General features: G+C 38.8%; 15 protein-coding genes. 11 read left to right on the top strand and 4 right to left on the bottom strand.

Annotated features, from left to right (window positions below; genetic code table 11):
- Window positions 1-10: 10 nt before the first annotated feature.
- The 3 genes from devC to H6G68_RS18255 all read right to left on the bottom strand — a co-directional run bounded on the left by devC (window position 11) and on the right by H6G68_RS18255 (window position 3,251).
- Window positions 11-1,183: an ABC transporter permease DevC gene (gene devC / locus H6G68_RS18265; RefSeq protein ID WP_190907919.1), complete on the bottom strand. Its 1,173-nt coding sequence runs from the start codon at window positions 1,181-1,183 to the stop codon at window positions 11-13.
- A gap of 152 nt (window positions 1,184-1,335) precedes the next feature.
- Window positions 1,336-2,535 carry an ABC exporter membrane fusion protein gene (locus tag H6G68_RS18260; RefSeq protein WP_190907929.1) on the bottom strand — a complete coding sequence of 400 codons (1,200 nt, stop codon included), beginning with the start codon at window positions 2,533-2,535 and terminating at the stop codon, window positions 1,336-1,338.
- Between the two features lie 392 nt (window positions 2,536-2,927).
- Window positions 2,928-3,251, bottom strand: a complete 324-nt coding sequence (locus tag H6G68_RS18255) for a hypothetical protein (RefSeq protein ID WP_127053291.1) — start codon at window positions 3,249-3,251, stop codon at window positions 2,928-2,930.
- 1,515 nt (window positions 3,252-4,766) lie between these two features.
- Here H6G68_RS18255 and H6G68_RS18250 point away from each other — a divergent pair.
- The 11 genes from H6G68_RS18250 to proC all read left to right on the top strand — a co-directional run bounded on the left by H6G68_RS18250 (window position 4,767) and on the right by proC (window position 24,520).
- On the top strand, window positions 4,767-12,071 hold the full coding sequence (locus H6G68_RS18250; protein ID WP_190907918.1) for a type I polyketide synthase: 7,305 nt from the start codon (window positions 4,767-4,769) through the stop codon (window positions 12,069-12,071).
- Window positions 12,072-12,283: 212 nt separating this feature from the next.
- Complete coding sequence (locus H6G68_RS18245) at window positions 12,284-15,064, top strand: type I polyketide synthase (RefSeq protein ID WP_190907917.1); 2,781 nt, start codon at window positions 12,284-12,286, stop codon at window positions 15,062-15,064.
- A gap of 335 nt (window positions 15,065-15,399) precedes the next feature.
- A complete protein-coding gene (locus H6G68_RS18240; RefSeq protein ID WP_190907916.1) occupies window positions 15,400-17,058 on the top strand; it encodes a PfaD family polyunsaturated fatty acid/polyketide biosynthesis protein in 1,659 nt (552 codons plus the stop codon).
- Window positions 17,059-17,387: 329 nt separating this feature from the next.
- Window positions 17,388-18,716 (top strand): phthiocerol/phthiodiolone dimycocerosyl transferase family protein, encoded by a 1,329-nt coding sequence (locus H6G68_RS18235; protein ID WP_190907915.1) that lies wholly within the window; start codon window positions 17,388-17,390, stop codon window positions 18,714-18,716.
- A complete protein-coding gene (locus H6G68_RS18230) occupies window positions 18,717-19,022 on the top strand; it encodes a phosphopantetheine-binding protein (RefSeq protein ID WP_190907914.1) in 306 nt (101 codons plus the stop codon). It begins immediately after the preceding gene.
- 185 nt (window positions 19,023-19,207) lie between these two features.
- Complete coding sequence (locus tag H6G68_RS18225) at window positions 19,208-21,085, top strand: TubC N-terminal docking domain-related protein (RefSeq protein ID WP_190907913.1); 1,878 nt, start codon at window positions 19,208-19,210, stop codon at window positions 21,083-21,085.
- A 426-nt stretch (window positions 21,086-21,511) separates the two neighbouring features.
- Entirely contained in the window at window positions 21,512-21,745 is a 234-nt protein-coding gene (locus H6G68_RS18220; protein ID WP_190907912.1) for a hypothetical protein, read from the top strand.
- A 7-nt stretch (window positions 21,746-21,752) separates the two neighbouring features.
- The gene (gene pipX / locus H6G68_RS18215) at window positions 21,753-22,031 is read left to right on the top strand and encodes a transcriptional coactivator PipX (RefSeq protein ID WP_127053282.1); all 279 of its coding nucleotides are present in this window, start codon (window positions 21,753-21,755) and stop codon (window positions 22,029-22,031) included.
- Window positions 22,028-22,696: a YggS family pyridoxal phosphate-dependent enzyme gene (locus tag H6G68_RS18210; protein ID WP_190907911.1), complete on the top strand. Its 669-nt coding sequence runs from the start codon at window positions 22,028-22,030 to the stop codon at window positions 22,694-22,696. Before pipX ends, H6G68_RS18210 begins: the two co-directional genes overlap by 4 nt.
- A gap of 364 nt (window positions 22,697-23,060) precedes the next feature.
- Window positions 23,061-23,654, top strand: coding sequence for a cell division protein SepF (locus tag H6G68_RS18205; RefSeq protein WP_190716621.1), 594 nt, complete (start codon window positions 23,061-23,063; stop codon window positions 23,652-23,654).
- Between the two features lie 50 nt (window positions 23,655-23,704).
- Window positions 23,705-24,520, top strand: a complete 816-nt coding sequence (gene proC / locus H6G68_RS18200) for a pyrroline-5-carboxylate reductase (protein ID WP_190907928.1) — start codon at window positions 23,705-23,707, stop codon at window positions 24,518-24,520.
- A 167-nt stretch (window positions 24,521-24,687) separates the two neighbouring features.
- Here proC and H6G68_RS18195 read toward each other — a convergent pair whose 3' ends face one another.
- A complete protein-coding gene (locus tag H6G68_RS18195) occupies window positions 24,688-25,599 on the bottom strand; it encodes a DnaJ C-terminal domain-containing protein (protein WP_190907910.1) in 912 nt (303 codons plus the stop codon).
- Window positions 25,600-25,683: the final 84 nt, after the last annotated feature.

Genomic DNA, 25,683 nt, shown 5'->3' with positions numbered 1-25,683 from the left:
TTTAATCGTGCTAAAAAATTTCTGCTGGATCTACTTTGCGGAGTTTATTCGTCGAGAAAAAGCCGGAAATTAAACACATTAAAATCGCTGATACAAACACTATAAATGCTTTGTTTATATCCATCTGAACTGGTAGTTTAGTTGCATTTTTCGCAACATCATAAAGTCCCAGAGATATAGCAAAGCCGGGAATGTAACCCAAGGCTGCTAAAATCAAAGCTTGTTGAAAAACTACAATCAAGAGATATTTATTTTTAAAACCCATGGCCTTGAGAGTGGCGAATTCCACAATGTGCGTAGATACATTACTATAAAGTATTTGATAAACAACAATGACACCAACAACAAAACCCATAGATACCATCAAATTAAACACAAAACCAATAGGTGTTCTCAGAGTCCAATATTGTTTTTCAAAATCAATAAAATCTTTCCGAGTGATAATGATCACATCTTTCGGTAACTTGGCTGATAAATTTGCCAATACTGCTTGCGGATCTGCATCAGGTTTGAGGTTAATTATACCTATATCTATTTTTTCGGCTGAACGTCCTTCAAAGATTCGCATGAAAGTAGACGAACTAACAATCAAATTTCCATCAACGCCAAAAGACGGCCCAAGACTAAATAAGCCACCGACTTTAACTTTATAACCAACCAAGCCCTGATAACTAAATATTTCCAGATTCATAGGTTGCTTTTGCTGGAAATATTGAGCAATTGGACCAAATTCTGGACGAGAAGCACGGTCAAAAAAAACCTGATCAGGTATTTGCAGTAATTTAAAATTATCCTGAACTTCTGGTAATTTAAAGATTGATTTTACCGGATCAAAACCCAGCACATATATAGGATACTTGCGACCATTAAGCGGATTTTTGAGCTTGGCAAACTGCACATATAAAGGATTAACTGATTCGACACCAGCAAAAGCTAATGTCTGGTATAAACGACTGCGAGAAAAGCTTTGATTAGAAGTCAAAGATTTATACTGAGCGCTAATGATAAATAAATCGCCTTGCAGATTCTTATGTAACTGTGTAGCACTAGCATAGAGAGCATCTTGAAAGCCGATTTGCATAAACATTAAAACAGCAACAAAAGCAATCCCTGCTAAAGCCACAAAAAAGCGCACTCGTTGTTTGGCTAATTGTAGCCAAGCGAGAGGAATATTGAGAATCATGTTTAAAACCTCTGGGAGTCTAGACTATATTTGTCTAATCCTGATTACAGTGTAGGGAAATAGAAAAAACTTTAACCTTTTCCAATTTAAAATTTGAAACTGTTTAACCGTACAGTTTTGACATGGGTATTAATATTAATTACCAACAGAGTTTATACCTTAATTACTACCTGCACCTGTAAATTAGTTAATGCGGCAACTCGTTGGTTATCTGTTGGGTTATCGATGCGAATTTTGACATCTATTATTTTGTTATCCGTATCTGCTCCAGGATTATTATTGAAGATATTTTGTTTGCCAACTTGCAAACCAATATCTGTCACTGTTCCCCCTATATTTCCTGTAAAAGCATCACCAGTAATGATAGCCGACTGACCTAAACGCACTTTTTTAATATCAGTTTCATAGACTTCTGCTACTACATACATTTGGTCAGTGCGACCTAATTGAGCTATACCATTACTACCAATTATTTCTCCTGGCCAAGCATTAATTTTCAGGACTTGACCATCTATAGGTGAGCGGATAGAACTTAAATCTAACTCTGCTTGAGCTTGTTTAACTGATGCTTTTGCGCTTTCAACATCAGCTTGCGCTGCTTGCACATCAGTGGGACGAATTTCCTCAATACTCCTAAGTCTAGCCTGACCTTCCGTTAACTGTTTTTGAAGAGTTTCTACAGTTCGGTTGAGGGCAGCTTTGGCTTCATTGAGTTGCTGTTGTACTGTATCCCTTCGCAAGCGTTTGGTATCTGTATCAGAAGCGGAAATAGCACCCTCTTGATATAATTTTTGATATCGCTGATTCTCTGTTTCTGCATTTTGCAACTCAGCTTCTAGACGAGCAATTGTTGCCTTTTGGGTAGAATATTCTCCGCGCAATTCAGCCTCTAAGCGAGCAATTGTTGCCTTTTGAGCATAAATATCACCTTGTTTTGCTCCTGCTTCTACTTGCTTAAGACTCGCTTGGGCAACTTGTACTTGTCGTTTGGCTTTTTCTAAGGCGGCAATATTAGGAGCGTAACTATCAAGAATTGCTACCACTTGTCCTTGTCGGACTTTGTCACCTTTATTGATCAGAAGTTTGGCAACTCTAACACCTCCCCCTTCAGAATTTGGTGCCGACAATCGAATAATTTCTCCTTGAGGTTCTAAACGTCCTAATGCAGCAACAGCAGTCACTGTAGGAGTAGAACTGCTAGGAGGAATTGGAGCATTTGATTTAGATGTAAAATGAAATCGTGAAAAGCTGTAGATAGATACTGCAACAGTAGCTACAGATGTAGCAATTGCCAAAGTTATCGATAACCAACCTACAGGTTTTGTTAATGACTGCTTGTCTTTGTGTACCATAATTTTGCCTTTTAAATTAGCAATTAGCACGTCGTTTAGCTCCCCCGCAGGGGTTGACATAAATTCTTTATCTCTTTAATTGAGACAAAGAAGTACACTCGATAGCATTCCCTGATAACGTCGGTTCGATTCGGTTCGATTAAATTCGATTCGATTCGATTTGATTTTAAATATTTGGCAAATTTGGCAAAGATAAAGCTAGGAAGATGGATAAATCATAAAATTATCCATCTGTCCCTGATACCAAATTAGGATAGTTAGTATTGTTTGAGATTTCCATAACAGTCTATGAGTGAAGACAGTTAGTACAAAATCTAAAATCCCAACTTGGTATGAGCTTCATCGACTGTCAGTAGAGCTATTTAGTATTTTTGCACCACTAAGATGCATAGTTATTTATTGAGCATCACTTCTTTTTTCTTTTTGACAATTGCTAAGTATTCGTTGCGAGTTCCATCTACACGATAATGATCACAAATTTGACAGAGTTTGAGGATATCTAATCGGCTGAATACTTTTTGATGCTCAATACCATTGTCGTTGCGCCACCGCCAGAAAGTTGTTCTATCAATCCGGCGATTGCTTTCAGTCCATCTTCGCCGTGATAGAAAATCTACCAATTCGTCTTCATAAAATGAGTAGCCTTTTGGTAATTTGAGAAGTTCTTCTCTCAACTCATTTAGCGGTATGAGTGGATCTAGTTCAGATAGTCTCATGCCAGCAAGCCCTTATAGTTTCTTGTAAGTCCAATTTTGCAAAAAGCTCAACGCAATACGGTTAAATTACATAAAGTTGTGCTAGAGTACCGCACGGATAAGAGTGGATAGAGTGATGAATTAATCAGGTGAATTTATATATTGATTCTACCTAACTCTGTATCTACCCACTGCCTTAAAACAACAGCATGGATTTACATTATTCAACCACAAACAATAAACTGATTAATACTCAATTTCAACCCATATGCAACAATTTCTTTCAGAAATAATCAGTGATATGTCTAGATGAATGTTGCGGGTATTTGTGCCGAATGATTATTTGCTATTCAACTTGATTTATATTTGTTACTCATATATTTAAAATCTGCTGATTTTTTATTAAAAATGCATTTTTTTTCATACTTTAGATATAGTAACTAGTTATGAACTTTACATCAATTTTCACTTTCAGCTTGGAAATAAAGAACTTTTTTCCAGCAATTAACTAGTTCATAAATGTAAAGGCTAGAAATTAAATATTAACTAAAGATAGATGCACAAATTGGTCATTTATAGCAGTAACTTACAGAATCTTAGCAAAAATTTATGAGTCAGGATTCAGAATAATTGCCAAATTAAGAATCTCACCACTATATATTCTTTTTAATCAATAGCACCTATCTCAGGTTATAAATTTGAGAAAAATTTCCATATTCACATCTTGCAACTTCTCATATCTATTCACTTAATTAAAGCTACATTAAAGCTACAAATGAATCTCCGCGTCTGTCCATTTGTATCAACCTTAAAGTGAAACGGTATCAATAAGGGTGAGGTGGGCAATGCCCACCCTACGAGACTTAAAATTTTATGGCTACGCCACGCAAGCTATCAGATCTCATTTATGATTACTATAGCTAATTAATATCCAGCAATATATTGGTTAAATTGAATTATGAAGATTCTGATAATCTTAAATGAAGAATATATTTTATCAATGCAACATTATTAAAAAGTGGGCGATATTAGCTAATACTTGATAAGTATTGGATTAGGAAATATCTCCCGGAGATGGCTCTAGTAACTTTAGAGTTTATACAACTTTATTTAGTTGCATCTAAGTTGCATATGAGTTGTAAAAGTTTTGTCACCAGTTTAATATAAACCCAAGCGGCAATTTCAGGAATGAAACAGGGAAGAAGATTAAGTTTTCTGTATAAAGCTATCTCAGCTTGAGCCGCCAAGCGATGCATTTTACCAAATTTCAGCTAACAATCAATAAGTAATTATTTAGTGAGAGAAAATTGTTGTCTCTAGTTACTGAATTTTAATAGTTGCGATGACAAGAGATAACAACTATCTCATATCATATCCGCCTAATCACTTATCAAAAAAAATTCTCCGCGTCCCCGCGTCTCCCTGTCTGCGCGTCAGTCTAAATGATAAGTATATCTCTGACGAGACGCTACGCGAACAACCGGACATGATATCAGTCCCTCTACATTGCACGAGCAAAATAGTGAAGATATAGTCATGGCTGCTTGCCAATTTGAAGCTGCGTTCGCACAATTGCAATCGGAAATTAGCGATTGTGAAAAAGCTCTGCTCAAGCTGATTAAGGTCAAAAAAGATATGCCGGAAAACACAAATAATTTCAGTAAAATTAATGCAAAGTTGCGGCAAACTAATGTTGCAATTATTGGCATGGCTTCTATATTTCCCCAATCAAAAAATTTACAGGAATATTGGGACAAGATTATTCAAAAAGTTGATTGTATTACTGATGTTCCTCCTTCTCGTTGGAGTATAGATGATTATTACGATCCCAACCCAAAGACACCGGATAAAACTTACTGTAAACGGGGCGGATTTATTCCCGATATTGATTTTAATCCGCTGGAATTTGGCTTACCTCCCAATATATTAGAGGTGACGGATATTTCCCAGTTACTAGGATTGGTAGTTGCGAAAGCAGCAATGGAAGATGCCGGTTATGGGGAATCTCAACAGTTGAACCGGGATATTTACGATCGCACTGGGGTAGTCTTAGGAGTAGCCATTGGTAGACAGTTAGCAATCCCTCTCAGCACCAGGTTACAATATCCAGTTTGGGAAAAAGTCCTGAAAAACAGCGGTTTATCAGCGGAAGACACCCAAAAAATCATTGAAAAAATCCAAAGTGCATATGTGCAATGGGAAGAAAATGCCTTCCCTGGTATGTTAGCTAACGTCATTTCTGGACGTATCGCCAATCGCCTCGACTTGGGAGGGCTGAACTGCGTAGTTGATGCAGCTTGCGCCAGTTCCCTGGGTGCGTTGAAAATGGCACTTAGCGAGTTAGTTGAACATCGTGCCGATATGATGATCACAGGTGGCGTTGACACCGATAACTCCATTTTGGCCTATATGTGTTTTAGTAAAACACCCGCAGTTTCTCCTGGTGAAAACGTCAAACCCTTCGATGTCAATTCCGATGGGATGATGTTGGGAGAAGGAGTAGGGATGTTGGTACTCAAGCGTTTAGAAGATGCCCAACGAGATGGCGATCGCATCTATGCAGTTATTAAAGGCATTGGCACTTCTAGCGATGGTAGGTATAAAAGTATCTATGCACCGCGTTCAGAAGGACAAGTCAAAGCCTTACACCGTGCTTATGAAGATGCGGGATTTTCACCGTCGAGTGTGGGTTTAATGGAAGCACATGGTACGGGAACGATGGTGGGAGATCCTACAGAATTCAGTTCTATCAAAGAAGTTTTTGGGGAAAACAATCCTAAAAAACAATATATTGCTTTGGGAACTGTCAAATCACAAATTGGACATACCAAAGCCGCCGCAGGTGCAGCAAGTCTGATTAAAACTGCTTTAGCATTACATCACAAAGTATTACCACCCACAATTAACATTACTCAACCACACCCAAAACTGAATATTGAGACTTCTCCATTTTATTTAAATACAGAAACCAGACCTTGGATTACTAACCAACCCAGACGGGCAGGAGTGAGTGCTTTTGGCTTTGGGGGAACTAATTATCACGTCGTTTTGGAAGAATACGAACCTGAACATAATCACTCCTATCGTTTACACAATACTGCCAAATCAATACTGTTATTTGCACCCACAACTCCAGAGTTGTTATCTCGCTGTTTAGATATCCAGCAAAAGTTGCAATCAGAAGACAAAGAACGGCATTATGCAGAATTAATTACAGAATGTGAATCTGTAGAAATTCCTGTCAACCATGCCAGAGTCGGATTTGTCGCTGATTCTTTGACCCAGGCTGAAGAATTTTTGCAAATCATTATTGACTCGCTAAAAAACAAGCCAGAAGCCGAATCTTGGGAACATCCGAAAAGAATTTACTACCGCCAAACGGGGATAGAAACTTCAGGTAAAGTTGTGGCTTTATTTTCTGGGCAAGGTTCCCAATACTTAGAAATGGGGAGGGAAGTTGCAGTTAACTTTCCTTACTTGCGTCAAATCTATGCTCACATGGATAACCTGTTGTGTGAAGATGGGTTACGCCCCCTATCCGAGGTAGTTTTTCCGCCACCAGTGTTTGATACAACACAAAAAGCCAGTCAATTAGCAGCATTGCAAATGACGGAATATGCACAGCCTGCAATTGGTGCTTTTAGTGCCGGGTTGTACAAGATATTACAACAAGCTGGGTTTAAGCCAGATTTTGTTGCCGGTCATAGTTTCGGAGAATTGACGGCTTTGTGGGCTGGGGGTGTGTTGAGTGAGGAGGATTACTTGTTCTTAGTGAAAGCTAGGGGACAAGCGATGGCTACACCCGCAGATTCTCAATTTGATGCAGGGGGGATGTTAGCGGTACAAGGGGATGTCATTCAGGTGACAGAATTGATTAAGAACTTCCCCCAAATTGCGATCGCTAATTGCAATTCTCAGCGTCAGGTAGTATTGGCTGGGAAAAAGACCGAAATTGCCCAAGTGCAGGATTTTCTCAACCAGAAGGGTTTTTCTACTGTTTTACTGGGAGTTTCCGCAGCTTTTCACACACCTTTGGTAGCCCATGCACAGAAACCTTTTGCTAAAGCAATTGAAAAGGTGACTTTCAACGCTCCACAAATTCCAGTTTATACCAATGTCACAGGCGGATGTTATCCCAATGAAGCCCCAGCAATTCAAAAAATCCTCAAGGAACATTTACTAAATCAGGTATTGTTCCAGCAAGAAATTGAGAATCTTTATGAGTCTGGTGGGTATTGTTTTGTGGAGTTTGGCCCAAAAAACATTCTTACCAAGTTGGTGAAAGATATTTTGAGTGGAAAACCACATCTAGCTGTGGCTTTAAATGGGAATCCTAGTAAGAATCGCAGCGACGATGATCGCACTTTACGAGAAGCAGTAATACAGTTGCGAGTAGCTGGATTACCTTTGCAAAACCTCGATCCCTACCAAATTACTACTAAAATCCCGGAAGTTGATCAAAAGAAGGTTTTGAATGTGCGGTTGAATAGCACTAATTTGAATGACAAAACCCAACAAGCATTTGCAAAATCGCTGCAAAATGGGCATATAGTTAACGCCCAACCAGCCACACCACAGCATTTAGAACCTGTTAACGGAAATGGTAAATCTGTAAATAATGGACAGCATTTAGAACCTGTTAACGGGAATGGTAAATCTGTAAATAACGGACATCATTTAGAACCTGTTAACGGGAATGGTAAATCTGTAAATAACGGAAACCATTTAGAACCTGTTAACGGGAATGGTAAATCTGTAAATAATGGACATCACCCAGAACCTGTTAACGGGAATGGTAAATCTGTAAATAATGGACAGCATTTAGAACCAGTTAACGGGAATGGTAAATCTGTAAATAATGGACATCACCCAGAACCTGTTAACAATGGTAAATCTGTAAATAATGGACACCATTTAGAACCAGTTAACGGAAATGGTAAATCTGTAAATAACCACAAATTGGACAGAGTGGAAATTCAACCGCAGAACTACGAACGAGTTATTGATAGTTTAGAGTATTCCTTAAAAGAGTTCAATCGCCAACAACGTGACATCATGCACGTTCATGAACAATCTTTAACAAATCAGACAGAGTACACAAAAAACTTTGTCCAGTTAATGCAACAGCAGCATTCCTTATGGGAAAATAGTCAAGTAACCCCAGAGCAGATCAAAACACAACAAACTGCGATCGCTAGTTCTGAGCGTAGCATGATGCAGTTTCATGAGCATCAAGCCGACACCCTCCACATTCACCAACAATATCTCAACTATCAGCAAGAATACACACACAACTACTTCCAACTGATTCAGCAACATTATCAGGTGTTACTTGCAGATGATACTTCTCAACCTCAGCCAGAATGCAGAGACCTGACATACAACATCACCACAATATCACCACCCCCAGAACAGGAAGAGTTATATCAAAACCGGTTAAATGCTGATCATCAAGACAGCAGGGAACAGGGAGAAACAGAGTTTAGCAATTTCTCCGCAAATACGGAAATCATCACGAATCAACCGGACTTGATATTAGAGTCAAAATCCCACAATGGTAATCATGTAGAAGCAGAAGAAATCGCAACTATCACCGTAGTCCCCACAACACCTCTCAGTATTGATGTTTCTAACCTCAGCCCAACTCTACTCAACATCGTCAGTGATAAAACAGGTTATCCAGCAGAAATGTTAGACCTGTCAATGGATATTGAAGCAGATTTGGGAATTGATTCGATTAAACGGGTGGAAATTCTCGGTGGTTTGCTGGAACTTTACCCTGATTTACCCAAGCCAAACCCAGAAGAATTAGGTCAATTACGCACTTTGAGTCAAATTGTCGAGTATATAGAAACTCAAGTGCGAGACTTACCTAATTATCAAATAGAGGTTTCCGAAGCAACTATTTCTCCCGCACAGATGTTAGTTGAGATTCCTCACGAAGGGATTGAAAATGACCGCCAAGTCCCCGAACCCCCACAACCGGGAAATGACACAACACAGGTAACGGTAAATCAACTAGCAACAACTATACCCGCAGACTTGAGTAATGTTCTCCTGAACATTGTCAGTGATAAAACAGGTTATCCAGCAGAGATGTTAGACCTGTCAATGGATATTGAAGCAGATTTGGGAATTGATTCGATCAAACGGGTGGAAATTCTCGGTAGTTTGCTAGAACTTTACCCCGATTTACCCAAACCAAACCCCGAAGAATTAGGACAATTGCGTACCTTGGGTCAAATTGTCGAGTATGTACAAAATCAGGGAACGGGAGTATCATCTGCGGTTGAAAAGAAGGAAACGGAGACGCAAAAAATTGTTGTTGATCAACAATTAGCCGAACTTGATAAAACCGAGTTGGTGACGGAAGCAACGCAGAATGTAAAAGCAGCAGAATTGAATCACAGGATTCTTCGCAGTCCGGCGAAATTAAAGCAACTTCCCCAACCAGACGTTTTAGATTTTACCATTCCTGAAAACCATATCGCCTTAATCACTGATGATGGTTCTTCCACCACAGAGAAATTAGCCGCAGCTTTGACAGCACAGGGTTGGAAAACTGTAGTTTTAAGTTTCCCTTCTCTTGGCTTAAAATTATCTGAAAATGCTGAAAATATTGATCAGGTAATGCTGGCTGATTGGAGTGAGGAAAGTTTACAACGTCAATTAGAATATATCTCTCATCAATATGGGGCTGTAGCTGCATTTATTCACCTGCACCCCTTACACAATATCCACTATCTGGAAACAGAAAAAACTATTCTCCGCCATGTCTTTTTAATCGCCAAATATCTTAAAGAACCACTAAATCAAGCAGCAAATCAAGGACGCAGTTCTTTCTTCACAGTGGCGCGTCTAGATGGTCAATTTGGACTTGGATGTACCAATAATTTCAGCGTCATTGCTGCGGGATTATTTGGACTGACAAAAAGTTTAAATCAAGAATGGGAAAATGTATTTTGTCGTTCCTGTGATTTAAGTCCAGATTTAGATGGAGAAACATCAGTAAAACATATTCTCGCCGAACTTAAAGATCCTAATCTGTTAGTTACAGAAGTCGGATATAGCAAAACAGGAAGATTCACCCTAGTTGCAGATACTCCCAGCCAATTACCCATTACCAATGACCAATTACCAATAACCAATAACCAAGTATTTCTAGTCAGTGGTGGCGCAAAAGGAATTACCGCTCAATGTGTGATTAAATTAGCCCAAGAATCGCAATGTAAATTTATCCTCTTAGGGCGTTCGAGTACAGAATCAGAACCTGTATGGGCTGAAGGTTGCGAAAATGAAGCTGAACTAAAACAGCGCATTATGGAGGATTTTCAGGCGAAAGGGGAAAAACCAACACCAATAATGGTGCAGAAAAAATATCAGACAATTTCTTCTCAGCGGGAAATTCAAAATACCCTAAAGGCGATTGAGAAAGCCGGAGGGAAAGCTGAATATTTGAGTGTAGATGTGACTGAAGGAGTTTTACTGCAAGAAAAACTTGCCCCTGTAATTGAACGTTTAGGAGCGATAACTGGAATTATTCACGGTGCGGGTAATTTGGCTGATAAACGAATTGAGAAAAAATCAATTCAGGATTTTGAAACCGTTTACGCCGCCAAAGTTAAGGGTTTAGAAAATCTGCTGCATTGTCTACCACCCAGCCAACTGCAATATCTCATTCTGTTTTCTTCCGTAGTTGGTTTTTACGGTAATGTGGGACAATCAGATTATGCGATTGCTAACGAAATCCTCAACAAATCTGCCCATCTTATCAAACTGAATCACCCTGATTGTCATGTAGTTGCTATTAACTGGGGTCCTTGGGATAGTGGCATGGTATCACCAGAATTAAAGAAAGCTTTCGCAGAACGCGGAATTGAAACTATTCCCATAGAAGTCGGCGCACAGATGTTAGTTAATGAACTGACAAATCACAATCACGAAACTGTACAAGTGGTAATTGGTAGTCCTTTAATTTATGTCCCTACTACCTTAAATAGCGAATTAAGAAACTATCGCATTCATCGCCAATTAACATTAGCAGCTAATCCATTTTTACACGATCATGTAATCGCAGGTCGTCCCGTTCTCCCCGCCACTTGTGGATTATTATGGATGGCTAATACTTGCGAACAACTGTATCCTGGTTATAAAGCTCTTTGTTTTCCCAAGTTCAAAGTTTTGAAAGGAATTGTTTTTGATGAAAATTTAGCCAATGAATACAATCTAGAATTGCAAGAAATTGCTAAGATTGAAAACAAAGAAATAGAATTTACTGCTAAAATTAGTAGTAAGAGTCCAGATGGAAAAATCCGTTATCATTTCAGTAGTAATGTCATTTTGAAACGGGAAGCTTCTACTCCCCCTAACTATGAATTCCTGAACTTACAACAGGATGAGAAATTCCTCTCTACGAATCAATTACTTTATCAACATGGGGCAAGTAGCTTATTTCACGGAACTACTTTTCAAGGTGTTAAATCTGTATTAAATGCCAGTCCCGCTAAACTCACCCTAGAATGTTATTTACCACAACCAACAGCACAGCAACAGGGACAGTTTTCAGTACAGACATTTAATCCCTATATCGCCGATGTGCAGATACATTCGCTCTGGATTTGGACACAGCAATTTCATCAATTAGGTTGTTTACCGGCAGAGATTCAATATTTTGAAGAATTTGCATCCGTCCCATTTGGTGAAACGTTTTATGTTACTTGTGAGATTAAATCTCAGACTGCACTAACTGTAATTGCTGATGTCATTACTCACAATCGCCAAGGGCAAGTTTATAATCGCATGATTGGCGCTAAGGGAACTATTTTGAGTCAACCAATTTAAGGAGTTTTAATCGCAGATTTTTGGGTAAATGAACCGCATTTTTTTGTCTCACGCAGAGGCGCAGAGGCGCAAAGAGGAATCAAGAGTTTGGTCTGCAAATGTCCTTCGCAATGCACTTGCTTCTCTGTGTCTCTGTGGTTAGTTAAAAAAATGATTTTGATGACAGACCCTAGCCTTAACTGAACCCAATTGCAAAATAATGGAGAATAATAATGAAAGAATTTTACCAAAATCAATCTCAGAAAATGGCAATTGTGGGGATGGATTGCTATACTGGTGGTTGTCAGGAATTGGATGCTTTTGAACGCTGCATTTATGAAGGTAAGCAGTATTTTGTTTCTGCCAATTATGCCAATGAACGATTACCTTTAATTGATCTTTGCAAATTACCAATTAGCCCAGAGGAAATTAATCAACTTCCACTTCAACAATTGTTAATGCTGAAAGTGGCTGCTCGTACTCTCCAAGATGCAAAACTGCAACCAGAAACAAAAATCGCAGTGATCATGGTGAGTACACCCCAAGGAGATAAACCCAATAAATTAGCCAGTTATATTTCCCGTCTTTGGGATGCGACTAGTCCTGCTTTCGGTGAAGAAAATTCAGTTTTCTCAGCCTTACATTTGGCACAAAAGCTATTAATTAATCAGCAAGTAGATGCTGTTTTAGTTGCAGCAATGGATTTTGCTAGGGAGAAAAATCACGTCACAGGTGTAAATACCCTTAGTTATGATCAAAAAGCTGATGGTATTCTAGTAGGAGAAGGTGCAGGGGCTGTGGTCTTGCAACTCCACAACACAGCCAAACAAAAACATCACCGCATATATGCAGTAATTGATGGTTTGAGTGTGGTGCAGAATTCCCTACACAACTCTGAAGCAGTCACCCAAGCTTGTGAGATGGCTTTTAATCTTGCAGATATTCAACCTCAAGATATTGGCTATTTAGAACTTTGTGCTAATGGTGTTCCTCAACAAGACGATGCGGAAATTCAAGGTTTAATTCAAGCTTATGGAACTACAAACGCAAAATTAAATTGTGCAGTAGGTAGTGTCAAAGCTAATATTGGTCATACTTACGCTGCTTCAGGAATTATCAGCCTCATCAAAACAGCACTTTGTTTATATCACCGCTATATTCCCGCAGTTCCCCAGTGGTCTAGTCCCAAACAGCCGGAGGTGTGGAGTGAAAGTCCCTTTTATGTAGCGACACAATCTAAACCTTGGTTTGTAGAACCAGGTGCGGACAAAAGAATAGCTGCTGTGAATAGTTTGGAGTTAGATGGCAGTTATGTACACGTAATTTTATCAGAAGAACCCAGTCAGATAGAACGTCACAGTCAATATTTAGAGCAAATACCATATTATCTGTTTGCTCTGGCTGCTGAAGATCGCTCTTCTCTATTAGAGCAGCTAAATAGGCTGCAACAAACTATTCAAGATTCCCTCTCCCTATCTCACACCGCTAGTCAGAACTTTAGGGAATTTCAAAAGCGTCAAACAGCAACCTACGCTTTAGCAATTTTGGGACGGAATCAAGATGAATTAACACGAGAAATTCAGCGAGCAATTCCAGGTGTTACAGTTGCTTTTGATACTGGCAAAGACTGGCAAACCCCTATCGGAAGTTATTTTACACCCAAACCACAAGGAAAAATAGGTAAAGTCGCCTTTGTTTACTCTGGTTCCTTCACCTCTTATATTGGACTATGCCGTAATTTATTTCATATGTTTCCTCAACTTTACGAGGACACAATTGTTAAGAGTGTTTACAACCGCGTTGCTAACATCGAAAAACTTCTTTATCCCCGCAGCATCAATAAATTATCAAACAGACAACTAGAAGCCTTAGAACAGCAATTAATTGATGACCCAGTAGCAATGCTGGAATCAGAAGTTGGCTTTGCTGGACTCATAACCGCAATTCTCAAAAATTATTTCCAAATCCAAAACCAATGCGCCTTTGGTTACAGCCTCGGCGAAACCAGCATGATGTTAGCTCAAGGTGTCTGGACTAGCTTTAAAGAAACCAGTGATTACTTAAATTCATCCCCTCTTTTTAAAACCCAGCTATCCGGCCCCAAAAATGCCGTTCGTCAATCTTGGGGATTACCATTAGATGATCAAAATCCAGAATTCTGGAGTAACTACATTCTCATGTGTCCAGTATCCCAGGTCAGGGAAGCTATCAAACATGAGCAACGTGTTTATATACCTTTAATTAACACACCAGAAGAAGTTGTAATTGCTGGAGAAACACAAGCTTGTCAAAGAGTAATTCAACAACTAAATTGTGATGCTTTTCCCACTTCTATCGATCATGTAATTCATTGCGATCCCATGCGCTCTGAATACAAAGAACTGCAAAAAATCAACACTTTACCCGTTCAAAACATCCCCAATTTGACTTTTTATTCTGCCGCCGAATATGAACCAATTACCATCGATAGCCAAACAATTGGCAACAACATAGCTAAATGTCTTTGTCAAGAACTTGATTTTCCTCGCTTAATTAACCGGGTCTATCAAGACAACTACAGAATATTTATTGAAGTAGGCGTTGGTGGTAACTGCTCCAGATGGATTCGTGAAACCCTCAAGCAAAAAGAACACGTTGCCGTATCTATAAATAAAAGAGGCGTAGATGACCATACCTCAATTATTAGAGCCTTAGGTAAAATCCTCAGTCATCGAGTTGAATTAGATTTATCACCTTTGTACGTTCCTTCTGCAACAGATAATCAGCCAAATATCAAAGTAGAAAAAAACTCGGTGTGTCAAAATCAATCTTTAAATTTTCATCCCCATAAAATCTGGAAATCAACTTCCTCCCCAATTCCCAATTTACGCAAACATCACCAACAAAAATTGAGTGATAACAATGCACTAATGACTAAAACCCACAGTTTCTTATTAAAATCTCGCCAAGAATCACTACAGCAAATAAATCTCTTAATTCAGCAACAAATAGACTTTTATAAGCGGACGTTTTAAAGGTATTCATAACCTCCGCAATGATTGTCATAGTAGGGTGGGCATTGCCCACCGCCGCAATGGTAAACTTAAAATCAGATAGCATTGATGATTCCTATATATAGGACTAATATTTGATTTTTGAAATATACGTAGGGTGGGCATTGCCTACCGTATCATGGTTTTGTAAGGCATAGCCCTACCTACAAATACTTAGATCTATTCAAGAATCAAATCGGATGCCTATAGAGATTCATAGTAGAGTAAAGTCCAAAACGTCTTTACGAAAATATCTACTGTTAGGTGAGACAAAAAAAATCAATAATACCAATTAGATTTTACAGAGGTCTACTAACATGTTCAACACAGAAACTATCCTAGAAAAGCCCAATAATTCCCTAAAAATATCTCCTTTATTGAGCCACTATCACCAACCTTGGCAAGGAAATATAAATACTGTTTCATTTGATGCAGAAGGAATTAAATCTAAACTGAGGAATTTAGAAAAACCATGTTATATAGTCAAGAAAGAAGAGCAGATTGGCGTTACCAATGAAGGACATATAGTTGCTATTAACGATGGTAAAAAAGACAAAATAGAAACCCTGATTGCTGTCCCATCCTTATCAATTCAACAATTAGGTGATCCCAGCTTTCTTGATTTTTATGGAGTAAAATATGCCTATGCTACAGGTGCAATGGCTCAGGGAATCGCTTCCGAAGAATTAGTAATTGCGCTGGGAAAAGAAAGAATTTTAAGTTCATTTGGTGCAGGAGGTTTATCTCCTCACCGTGTCGAATCAGCCATTAACCGCATTCAACAAGCTTTACAGCAAAAACCTTACGCTTTTAACTTACTCCATAGTCCTAGTGAACCAGCCATTGAACGCCGTAGCGTTGATTTATATCTCCAATATCAAGTCAGAATAATTGAAGCTTCTGCATTTTTAGATTTGACTGATAACATCGTTTACTATCGAGCCGCAGGACTAAGTTTAAATTCAGCTAATGAAATCGAAATCAAAAATAAAGTCATCGCCAAAGTTTCACGTCGAGAAGTTGCAACTAAATTTCTTCAACCTGCACCCCTAAAAATTCTCAAACAATTAGTTCAACAAGGTCTTATTAGTGAATTACAAGCCACTCTTGCCGAAAAAATTCCTATGGCTGATGATATTACCGTAGAAGCAGATTCTGGAGGTCATACAGATAATCGTCCGCTCATTTGTTTATTACCTTCCATTTTGGAATTGCGAGATGAAATTCAAACTAAATATTGTTATCAACAACCAGTCAGGATTGGTGTAGCAGGTGGAATTTCTACCCCGCAATCAGCATTAGCTGCCTTTATGATGGGTGCAGCTTATGTAGTCACCGGCTCTATTAATCAATCTTGTATCGAAGCTGGAACTTCTCAATATACCAAAGAATTACTAGCTCAATCAGAAATGGCTGATGTGATGATGGCTCCCGCAGCAGATATGTTTGAAATGGGAGTCAAATTGCAAGTTCTCAAACGCGGAACACTCTTTCCTCTCCGCGCTCAAAAATTATTAGAATTATACAAAAACTATAACTCAATTGAAGAGATTCCCCCAGCAGAACTGGAAAAATTAGAAAAGCAAATTCTAAAAAAGACAGTACAAGAAGTTTGGCAAGAAACTGTTACTTATTTATCTCAACGTAACCCAGAAAAATTAAGCAAAGCACTTAGTAATTCCAAATTGAAAATGGCTTTAATTTTTCGCTGGTATCTGGGATTATCTTCCCGCTGGTCTAATACTGGTGAAAAAGGTCGAGAAATTGATTATCAGATTTGGTGTGGTCCAGCAATGGGCAGCTTTAATGATTGGGTAAGAGGGTCCTATTTATCTGAATCTAAAAATAGAAAAGTGGTGGATATTGCTGACCATATTATGACAGGAGCAGCATTTCTATACCGCATTCAAAGTTTAAAAATTCAAGGATTAAAAATTCCAGATGAATACAGTCAATATCCAATACTTGTCGGTTAAGCTAAAAACATTAAATTAGGTAGGTTGGGTTGGGAGCATCCCAAATGTGTAAGTTTGTTTTTATCCGATGACCTAAGGCTTGAAAGAAACGAACCGCAAAGACGCGTTCACGAAGTGTCTTGAAGAGAAGAGCGCGAAGGTCAAGAAAGTTTAAAAGGTTTTGCTGGTGAGTGTGGTGATTTTGCAAAATTGGGATGCTCCCGTTGGGTTGACATTCTTGTTACCCAACATTTACGGACTTTTGTTGGGTTGCGCTGTCGCTTAACCCAACCTACAAAAACTCTTAACCGAACAGTATTGAGTCAATATCGTCCAGAAGGTTTATAAATATGTCCAGCGACAGAAAATTGGGCAATGTAGAACAAGCGATGGAAATACTCAATAGACGTGCGAAAACATGGAATTTAGTCACTATTAGTCGCATCAAAGGTAATTTCCAAGAAGCAGTTCTCAGGCAATCTCTAGATATTCTTCAGTATCGTCATCCTCGTCTCAACTCACGAATTATTCATTTCCGAAAATGTTGCTATTTTAAAACCGCAGGTACAGAAAAAATTGATTTACGGATTGTTAATCACATCAATGAGGAGCAGTGGCAAGAAGTTGTTAATGAAGAGATGAACCAGGAAATTGATAGTAGTAAATGTCTGTTGCGAGTAGTGCTTGTGCATATTCTCAATGAGCAAAAAATTAGTTACTTAATTACTACCCTACACCATGCAATTTCCGATGGTTTATCTAGCATTAAACTGCATTCAGAAATATTGAATTATTATCAAAGACTGACATCTTGTGAACCCATTGAACCAGTTAGAAGATTAGAAACTTTGCCACCTATTGAAACCCTAATACCTAAATCTAAACAGGGGTTTACAGGTAAGATTAGCGGACTTTTATGTTTGTTAAAATTGGGATTTTATAAAATATGGAATCAACCACAAACATTAGGATTTGAAAAATATGTCTCCATCTCTCAGCGTCGTTCCGCTATTATTCACAGGCAGATAGACACAGAATTAACTCAAAAATTTGTTCAGCGCTGTCGGCAGGAAAATACCACAGTACATAGTGCTTTGTCTGCCATTCTCATGTTTACAGTAGCCAGAAAAATCATCAATAAAAATCAAAAAAATGTGCGAGTAAACAGTTTATCATATCTTGATTTACGAAAACGACTGCAACCTACAGTTAATGAAGAAAATCTGGCTGTTTTAGCCACATCAATGATGGGATTTCACAGCATAAAACCCAATACATCTTTCTGGGATTTAGCACGGGAAGTTAAGCAAAATCTAGAAGCTGGAATCAAGCGTCAAGATATCTTTAACATGATATTAATTGCTAAACAACTTATAGACTTTAGTTTGATTTTTCCCAAACAAATAGCTGCTACAGTTTCAGTATCTAATATTGGCAAAGTAAATATTCCCGCAACTTATGGGGAGTTAGAACTAGAAGAAATTAGTTTTGCAGGTTCCCATAGTTTGTATGCAGGTATTTTTGTTATTCATGTTGCCACGTTTCAGGGAAAAATGCTATTAAATTTTGTATTTTCTCAGCCTTCAATTAGCCAAAAAACAATGGAAGCACTTGTCACAAATGTTATTAATTTCATCTCTGATGTCACGTTTAATTCTTTACAACTGAGAGGTACATAAATGAGTAATTCTCTTTCTAATTCCCACAAAGAACCAGCTTACTCTACTTTAGAGATTCAAGCTTGGCTAGTTTCTCAAATTTCTTCTTTATTGGGAGTCAATCCAGATGAAATAGATATTCGAGAACCTTTGGATAGTTACGGTTTAGATTCAGCACAAGCAATGACTCTTGCTAGTAAAGCCGAGAAAATGATGGGATTTAAGTTGTCTCTTATCCATCTTTGGTACTACCCTACTATTGAAGAACTTGCTCAACGGTTAGCCGAAGAATTGGAAAATTCCCAAACCGAAATTTTGCAGATATAAACTCTCATAGTAGTGCGTAATTAGCTACAAGACGATCAACTACTATGCATCTAAAGCAATAAAGAATTTTAAGTTTTTTCCTCCTACAAGACGGACACTTCGCAGGATTGGGGGAAAACCGTTCCAGTGAAGTGTCTTCTTTTTTTCTCTTCTTTGTACTTCCTTAAAAACTGGGAGATTTAGTAATGAACGCATCCGAAATTCTAGCGAAACTGACTCAACAAGGTGTTCAATTTTGGGTAGAAAATACTAAACTAAATATTCGCTCTCCTAAGGGTGTGATTACACCAGAAGTACAGGCTGAAATAGCCACCTATAAAGCTGATATTCTGGCACTAATACAAGAAATGAATATCACACCGAAATGTGAATCTGAGCCTCTAAGTCAGGGAATTAGCTTAGAAACTATTGGCAGATTAATTGGTGGCTTTGCAGGAGAATCACCTCTAGCATATCAACCACCAATTATTAACCCTAAATTGATGGCTGAAAACCTCAGTGTTACATTTAGACCTTTACCTAATGGTTATCAAAATCTAATAATTATTAAATTCCGTCAAGAATTAGCAGTTAAACTCAAAAACTTTGGCGTGAAAGTTCTGCCTTGGCAGGAAGCTACAGCAGATTTCTTTTATGATATTAAAATTCCCATATTTAACAAAAAAATCTCCTTCAAGCTGAGAGGAGTGAAAGCAGAAATTAATGCAGTTATAGATATCGAAAGACCGAATTCTTGGCTCAGAAAAATAGGCATATTCATAGCGGAGAATCTATATAGATTTTCTTCTCGCTGGCTGGCAAAAAATCGCCAAATGTCGGTTGTGCAAATTGCTAAATTGAGTAGTTGGGCTGAAGATCATGCAGCTAAGTATGTTGAAGATCCGACAAATACACAAGTGATTATCCTCAGTGAAATAGATCATAAATTTGTCAATCCAATCACACCATATAAAGAAAAAATTAGCATTGGCATAAACACACTAATTAGAACATTTTCACAAATTGTGATTGGTGTATCTACTAATCAGATTTCTATTCTAAACATGAATCTATCAGATTCTATTTTTTCTAAATCTGAACTAGATAATTTTGTCTCCAAATCCCTAATTCCTAAAGTTTTCGTTCCCATAGCCCCACTATTAATGAGTCGATTTGAAATAGGAAACTATAATCCTCATATATCTAAATATGCTACCAATTTAGTAAATTTAGGACGAGAATTAGCCTCAACTGGTTTATTTCCGGCTGGTTTTAAGCTGGCTGAAGTTCTGAAAAGAAAGTCTCACAGAGATATTGTCAACATCATCGTCAATGGTAGAACAGGAGTCTCTTATGGTTTTGTAGCTTATGCAGAACCTCCTCACTATGTAGGAAAACCAGAAATAACTAATTATGAGTGGGAGAATTTATTGCCAGTTCCTGGATTTAGTAGTAATGAAGTTCGGCAAAATGAAGCAAGTAGACGTTATATTAAAATCATTATTGATGGAGAATATGTATTTAAGCAAATTCCTGATATTTGGCTAGTTAGTTCTCGTTCAGGCTCGAATAAAACCGATTTAAATCTTGAACAAGATATTATCCGGATTGGGTTGCAAGATAAATTATATCTGCAATTACCAATAGAAATGCAGCAGCAAAAAATAGATGTCAAACCTTCGTATGATATCTATGTCATGCTGGCAATTAGTCTTTCTGCTGCTCTGTATACACCGGAATTAATTGAAAATGGTGCGCCAATTGTTCACTTTCACGGCTATCCAGCATTTGATTGGTTTCAAGAACATGAATATTGCGTTGGTGTAACTAATCCGTCAGTACCCTGTGGCACATATGAATCAGGAGTATTGAATTTTTTAGGCTTCTCTAATTTAGCTAATCAAAAAATAAAAAATATCAATTTAGTGAGTTTAATAGAACCAGATCATGGCACAAATTTTATTGCTCATGATGTAGAGTATCTAGTTGATAGGTTAAAATATGGATGTGTGGCCGATCAAATTGAACTAGGTGGTAAAAATTTTGCTTCTCTGAAAGCAAATCTAGGTAATTCCCAAAGTTAAATTAATTTCCAGACTTAGTAATTTTAAAACAACAGTTGCTGCAACAAGTTTAGTCCCGTTGTAGCAACTGTTTTTTGTGGGTAACTAGGTTTGAGCAATTCTTCTACCGAGCGCAAGCTAAAGCAACGTAATTAAGAGGGTACAAGCCCCAAATGATTGCAACTACGTAGGCTACGCCAACGTTCGGCACTATTACGAATTACGAATTACGTATCCCTAGCGGGACCGTAGGCACTATTATCAATTACTTTGACTATTATTTGCGCCATAAAGCGAGAATTATGGCAGGATGGAAAGAAGCTTGTGCAACGAGAAGTCCGAAAGCTGGTTTTCTTCACTCTTCGGAACTTCAAAGGCGCTTTCCTCCTGGGAATCTGTGAACAAATCAGCTGGTAAATCTCCCTGTCTAGTAGTACCCCATGATTTGTGAATTGCGCGTCATCCAGACTAGAAGGTTTAACTTCTGTTGCCAATTTTCCTATAGGTACTCATACTTTACCTGCAAATGAGAAACTAGATCAAGGTCTTCATGAAAGCCATTACCTGGCAAAATGTCGTCAGTTTCGCATTGTCAGCAAAGATTCTGGCAAAAGAATATCTATTATCGTCGGAATGTTTGTCTTTGACTGCGAAAACAGAATATATGTACTCCAACCTTGACTATTAAATGAATCCAGACTACTCAGAAACTTACATAAATCATCCTACGTGGGGTTTGCTATATAGGATCTGTATGGTTGATGATAACCAGGATCTGTTCACTACACTTTATGCCCAACGTTTATTTTTCTTGGTAACAAATGACGTTAAAGGGATTAAATTTCAGTCAATTGGACGTACTGAAGCCAGAATGATGCTGGAAAATCGCTTACGTACTTTACGTCGCAATGGCAAATCCCAGGAGTACGATCAGCTTCAGAGTGTTTTCCAACGCACCTTCCAATGAGTAGTTCGATTAGTGAACGTATTGCTGCCATTCGTGCCTCACTTCCTGATTCAGTGCGGTTGATTGCTATTAGTAAGCAAGTGCCAACCGCACTAATGAGGGAGGCTTATGCCGCCGGAATTCGTGATTTTGGCGAAAATCGCATCCAAGAAGCTGCCAGCAAACAATCCGAGTTGCAAGATTTGTCGGATATTACCTGGCACTTTATTGGAAATTTACAAAGTAATAAAGCTAAAAAAGCTTTGGAACTATTTGACTGGATTCACTCAGTCGATAATTTGCAGATTGCCCAACGTCTCGATAGTCTGGCGCAACAGCTAGGTGTGAGTCCCCAGGTTTGCTTACAAGTCAAAATTCTCCCAGATCCTAGTAAATCTGGTTGGATGGTTCCGGAACTTTTAGCTGATTTGGCGGCACTTAACCAATGCAAAAATTTACAAATTCAAGGTTTGATGACAATTCTCCCCCGTGGTTTGGCTGATGCTGAGATTATAGATGTATTTAATAGGACTAATAAACTAGCAAAAGCCATTGAATCACAAAACTGGCCAAATATTACCATGCAGCATCTATCAATGGGTATGTCAGGGGATTATCAATTGGCAGTGCCAGCAGGTGCAACGATGGTTAGATTGGGAACTATATTATTTGGGGAGAGAACCTGATCTTTTTGCTTCTGGCTTGGGGTTAAGTATCAAAATAAAGACCGAACTTGCTGAAAACCAATTCAGTACGTTACAGTATGATGCGTGTCTTAAAGATATAATATTGACAAATGTAATTACTAAGACAAAATGAAGTAGATAGGATTTTACCTTGACCAAAACTTAGGATATAATTTTGACTCATTGTTGTGTCCAGTTAAGGTATAGTCCTTTCTAGAACCATCTTTTTCTTATGAAAACCTGTACTAGAGGCTACTAAGGGCAATAAAACTGCCCCAGGCAGCGGCTACTATAGCAATCACAATTGGTTGTCAATAATTAACAGCCAAAGCAATTAAGGTAATTTCCACCGGGAGCGTACAAAATGAACAATATATTTTCCAAACTTAGAGATTTTGTAGGGCTGAATGAGCAAGTAGAATACGAGTACTACGAAGAGGAGCCGGAAACTGATAGCTACCAAAATATGTATCAGCAAGAAAATCCTCAACCTGCTCCACAAGAAACCACTACACCCAATCGACGTTGGCGCGAACCCATGCCTACAATGGGAGAAGAAGTAGCCGCAGCAGGGTCAAAGCCTATGAGTAATGTGATTGGTATGCCAGGTGCAATTAATGGAATTTCCGAAGTTTTAGTACTTGAGCCACGAACTTTTGAAGAAATGCCTCAGGCAATTCAAGCATTACGCGAGCGCAAATCCGTAGTATTAAACTTGACGATTATGGACCCGGATCAGGCTCAACGGGCAGTAGATTTTGTGGCTGGTGGTACATATGCTCTAGATGGACATCAAGAGCGGATTGGTGAAAGTATCTTTTTGTTTACCCCCAGTTGTGTGCAAGTTAGCACTCAAGGTGGCTTTTTACATGAAGTACCCCAACCAGCAGCACGCCCCAGTCGTCCCGCAAGTACAACTCCAGCTTGGGGAAGCGAAGTTAACCGAGCAGCACAATAATAAAGTTAAATTAGTCATTAGGTGGACTAATGACTAATATCTATTCACAAATGACTATTAAATTTGGTTTAATTGGTGGCGGGGTAATGGGTGAAGCACTGTTATCCCGCTTGATAGCTAGAGGAATTTATCACGGTTCAGAAGTTATCGTTAGTGAACCGCAAGCTTCTCGGCAAAGTTTTTTACAGCAGCAATATGATGTAAGAGTGACGACGGATAATTGCCTGGTTTTAGCTGAGGCTCAGGAAGCTGTCATGTTGGCAGTTAAGCCCCAGGTATTTAGTGCGATCGCTCAAGAATTAGCAGATATCCTCCCTACAAAACATTCACCCCTGATTATTTCCATCTTGGCAGGTGTAACTTTAAAGCAGCTAGAAGCCGCCTTTCCCCAACTGCCAGTGATTCGCGCTATGCCCAATACCCCCGCTACAGTGGGAGCCGGAATAACGGCGATTTGTTTAGGTGCTTATACTCACCCTATCCACCAGCAAACAGCACAGCAAATTTTTTCCGCAGTAGGAGAAGTTGTCGAAGTTCCAGAAACGCTAATGGATGCGGTAACAGGCTTATCTGGTAGCGGCCCTGCTTATGTAGCGCTGATGATAGAAGCCTTAGCTGATGGGGGTGTAGCCGCAGGTTTACCGAGAATAGTTGCTAAACAACTAGCGTTGCACACTGTACTAGGAACAGCGAAACTCTTAGAAGAAACTAAATTACACCCTGCAGAACTCAAAGACAGAGTTACCAGTCCTGGTGGAACCACAATTGCTGGTGTGAGCGAATTAGAAAAGGCTGGATTTCGTTCCGCTTTAATTGAAGCCGTCAAAGCCGCTAAAGAACGTTCTCAGGAATTGGGGAAAGGGTGATAAATCAATTTAAAATTCAAATTGAGGAAAGTTGCGCGCAATCGCTCTTAGGCGATCTCGCAGAGTAGATGCAAAGGAGCAAAGACGCAAAAGAAGAAATCAATTTATTCAGGGTGTAAACGTATCCTACAAGATTTGCGATGCCTATGGCCAGTGAAGCTATCGCACTAGTACACAACGCGAATCATATGATCACCTCTTTCAGAAGGAGAACCAAGTTTTGGTACACCATGCCCTGCCAAGGTCAAATAACTACCATTTCTAATTCCTGCTGGAATCATCATCTTTGTTTCCCCATCAATTGTATTAACACTAAGCTCTGTACCTATTTGTGCTTGTGCTGCTGTAATCCTAATCTCGGAAACGATGTTGATACCATCACGTTTTAAGCTTTCTTCCTCTAAAGGCATGGCCAGATAGACATATAAATCTCCAGGCTTTTCACCATTTTCATTAACATCTCCTTCTCCAGATAATAGTAACCGTGTTCCTGGTTTAACTCCAGCAGGGACAGAGATCTGTAGCGTTCTAGTCACCGGCATCACGTTGCCATCAGGTTTAGCCTCTAGATGATTGAATTGAATTTCCTTTTCACATCCAAAAATGGCTTCATAAAATCCTAAATTAAGATTGAGCTTTAAATTACCCAGAGCATCAGCCTCGATACTAGTTCCTGGATGAGTTGCAGATCGTTCCTCCAAAATATTCCAACTGTTCTGGCTTTGATAGCGTTCTGAGATTGTCTTCATCCACCAATTTTCTGTGTAAACTTTTCCCCGTCTGAAACCTACGCAAGTTGCTACAATCATTCTTACGTAATAGAAAAGCAGAACAGGAATAATGTAAAAGATAGTAATGTTGGCACAGCCACTTGAGAATGAAGCACAGAGGAGTCTCAAGCCTCGCCAAAAACTAAGTTCTCGGCTATTGGTAAACCATGCTACAGCAAGAAAAAGGCTGGTATTACCAACCAGACACAGTACAAATAATCCAGGATTATCAACAAGGTAAAAAGGATATGCAAGTATTAGGATGACGAATAATAGTGCATACATCCAAGGAAAGACTTGAAAAATCATGATCTTCACACCCTAACTTGTAAGAATGAACCGGCATCAGGCTACAGATATTAATTTAAGAATCAAAACCAACAGACAAGTTTT

The organism is Anabaena catenula FACHB-362 (assembly GCF_014698735.1).
In the GTDB taxonomy this organism is placed as follows: Bacteria; Cyanobacteriota; Cyanobacteriia; order Cyanobacteriales; family Nostocaceae; genus Anabaena; species Anabaena variabilis_A.
Note: the sequence above shows the minus strand (reverse complement) of the source record. Positions and strands in the feature narration are given on the sequence as shown.

Excerpts from the sequence above, each read along its gene's own strand:
- H6G68_RS18260 (WP_190907929.1), bottom strand. The coding sequence starts at position 2,535 with ATGGTACACAAAGACAAGCAGTCATTAACAAAACCTGTAGGTTGGTTA.
- H6G68_RS18210 (WP_190907911.1), top strand. The coding sequence starts at position 22,028 with ATGAGTAGTTCGATTAGTGAACGTATTGCTGCCATTCGTGCCTCACTT.
- devC (WP_190907919.1), bottom strand. The coding sequence starts at position 1,183 with ATGATTCTCAATATTCCTCTCGCTTGGCTACAATTAGCCAAACAACGA.
- H6G68_RS18250 (WP_190907918.1), top strand. The coding sequence starts at position 4,767 with ATGGCTGCTTGCCAATTTGAAGCTGCGTTCGCACAATTGCAATCGGAA.
- pipX (WP_127053282.1), top strand. The coding sequence starts at position 21,753 with ATGAATCCAGACTACTCAGAAACTTACATAAATCATCCTACGTGGGGT.
- H6G68_RS18255 (WP_127053291.1), bottom strand. The coding sequence starts at position 3,251 with ATGAGACTATCTGAACTAGATCCACTCATACCGCTAAATGAGTTGAGA.
- H6G68_RS18205 (WP_190716621.1), top strand. The coding sequence starts at position 23,061 with ATGAACAATATATTTTCCAAACTTAGAGATTTTGTAGGGCTGAATGAG.
- H6G68_RS18235 (WP_190907915.1), top strand. The coding sequence starts at position 17,388 with ATGTCCAGCGACAGAAAATTGGGCAATGTAGAACAAGCGATGGAAATA.
- H6G68_RS18195 (WP_190907910.1), bottom strand. The coding sequence starts at position 25,599 with ATGATTTTTCAAGTCTTTCCTTGGATGTATGCACTATTATTCGTCATC.
- H6G68_RS18245 (WP_190907917.1), top strand. The coding sequence starts at position 12,284 with ATGAAAGAATTTTACCAAAATCAATCTCAGAAAATGGCAATTGTGGGG.
- proC (WP_190907928.1), top strand. The coding sequence starts at position 23,705 with ATGACTATTAAATTTGGTTTAATTGGTGGCGGGGTAATGGGTGAAGCA.
- H6G68_RS18240 (WP_190907916.1), top strand. The coding sequence starts at position 15,400 with ATGTTCAACACAGAAACTATCCTAGAAAAGCCCAATAATTCCCTAAAA.
- H6G68_RS18230 (WP_190907914.1), top strand. The coding sequence starts at position 18,717 with ATGAGTAATTCTCTTTCTAATTCCCACAAAGAACCAGCTTACTCTACT.
- H6G68_RS18225 (WP_190907913.1), top strand. The coding sequence starts at position 19,208 with ATGAACGCATCCGAAATTCTAGCGAAACTGACTCAACAAGGTGTTCAA.